General features: G+C 66.4%; 1 protein-coding gene. It reads right to left on the bottom strand.

Going from position 1 to position 2,129, the window contains the following annotated elements:
• Nucleotides 1-44: 44 nt before the first annotated feature.
• The coding region (locus Y705_RS0107925) for an ATP-binding cassette domain-containing protein (RefSeq protein WP_026532471.1) at nt 45-2,129 on the bottom strand (2,085 nt) is incomplete at its 5' end.

Below are 2,129 nucleotides of genomic sequence, written 5' to 3'. Positions count from 1 at the left end.
CTTCCCGCCCCGGCAACTGCCGGTTTCTTCTTGTTCCGGCTCAGTCAGGTGCCGACGTAGGCAGCGAGGTGCTTCCCGGTGAGGGTGGAGCGGGCGGCGACGAGGTCGGCCGGCGTGCCCTCGAAGACGATTCGCCCGCCGTCGTTGCCGGGGCCGGGACCGAGATCGATGAGCCAGTCGGCGTGAGCCATGACCGCCTGGTGGTGCTCGATCACCAGAACCGACCTGCCGGAGTCCACGAGGCGATCGAGCAGGCCCAGCAGGTTCTCGACGTCGGCGAGGTGGAGTCCGGTGGTCGGTTCGTCGAGGACATAGACGTCACCCTTCTCCGCCATCTGGGTGGCCAGCTTGACGCGTTGCCGCTCACCGCCGGAGAGCGTGGTAAGCGGCTGGCCGAGGGTGAGGTACCCGAGTCCGACGTCCACGAGCCGGTCGAGGATCCGGTGGGCGGCCGGAGTTCGGGCCTCGCCGGCCGCGAAGAACTCCTCGGCCTCGCTCACTGACATCGCGAGCACCTCGGCGATGTTCCTGGCTCCCAGTGTGTACTCCAGGACAGATGCCAGGAACCGCTTCCCCTCGCAGTCCTCGCACGTGGACTCGACGGTGGCCAGGACACCCAGTTCGGTGAAGATGACGCCGGCACCGTTGCAGGTGGGGCAGGCGCCTTCGGAGTTGGAGCTGAAAAGTGCCGGCTTCACTCCGTTGAACTTCGCGAACGCTTTGCGGATCGGCTCCAGCAAGCCCGTGTAGGTCGCAGGATTGCTCCGCCGGGAACCCTTGATAGCGCCCTGGTCGACCACCACCACGCCGCCACGGCCGACCACCGAGCCGTGGATCAGCGAGCTCTTCCCGGATCCGGCAACCCCTGTCACGACGCAGAGCACGCCGAGCGGGACGTCGACGTCCACGTCCCGAAGGTTGTGCGTCGACGCGCCGCGGATCTCCAGTTTGCCGGTCGGCGGACGCACCGAGCCCTTCAGGACCGCCCGGTCGTCGAGGTGGTGTCCGGTGACGGTGTCACTTTCCCGCAGCCCCTCCACAGTGCCCTCGAAGCAGACGCGGCCGCCCTTGGTGCCGGCGCCGGGGCCGAGGTCGACGACGTGGTCCGCGATGCTGATGGTCTCGGGTTTGTGCTCCACGACGAGCACGGTGTTGCCCTTGTCCCGCAGTTGGAGCAACAGGTTGTTCATCCTCTCGATGTCGTGGGGGTGCAGCCCGATGGTCGGCTCGTCGAAGACGTAGGTGACGTCGGTGAGCGACGAACCGAGGTGACGGATCATCCTGGTGCGCTGTGCCTCTCCCCCGGACAGGCTGCCCGACGGACGGTCGAGCGAGAGGTAGCCCAACCCGATCTCAGCGAACGAATCGAGGAGGTGTCGCAAGCCTTTGAGCAGCGGCTCCACGGAGGGCTCGTCGAGTTCGCGGACCCACACCGCGAGGTCGCTGATCTGCAGCTCACACAGCTCGGCGATGTTCCTGCCCCGGATCTTCGAGGACCTGGCCTCCGCGCTGAGCCGCGTGCCGTCACACTCGGGACACGCCTGAAACGTGATGGCACGCTCCACGAAGGCCCGGATGTGGGGCTGCATCGCCTCGACGTCCTTGGACAGCATCGACTTCTGGATCTTGGGGATGAGCCCCTCGTACGTCAGGTTGATGCCCTCGACCTTGATCTTGGTGGGCTCTTTGTAAAGAAGGTCGTTCATCTCCTTCTTGGTGAACTTCGCGATCGGCTTGTCCATCGGAAAGCCGGCGCCGCTGAAGATGCGGCCGTACCAGCCGTCCATGCTGTAGCCGGGAACCGTCAGGGCGCCCTCGCCGAGCGACTTGCTGTCGTCGAACAGCGCAGTCAGGTCGAAATCGGAGACCGAGCCCATGCCCTCGCAGCGCGGACACATTCCGCCCAGGTAGACGGCGTTCCGGACGACGCTCTGCTCCACTCGGCCTCCGCTCTTCTCGGTGCTCATCACCCCGCTCGCTTTCCGCGTCGGGACATTGAAGGAGAAGGCAGTGGGCGGGCCGATGTACGGCTTGCCCAGCCGGCTGAAGAGGATCCGGAGCATGGCGTTGGCATCGGTGGCCGTGCCGACGGTGGACCGGGGGTTGGCGCCCATCCGCTCCTGGTCGAC

Source organism: Arthrobacter sp. H41 (genome assembly GCF_000520535.1).
In the GTDB taxonomy this organism is placed as follows: Bacteria; Actinomycetota; Actinomycetes; order Actinomycetales; family Micrococcaceae; genus Arthrobacter_D.
The sequence above is the reverse complement of the archived record's forward strand: the minus strand, read 5'-3'. Positions and strand labels throughout refer to the sequence as shown.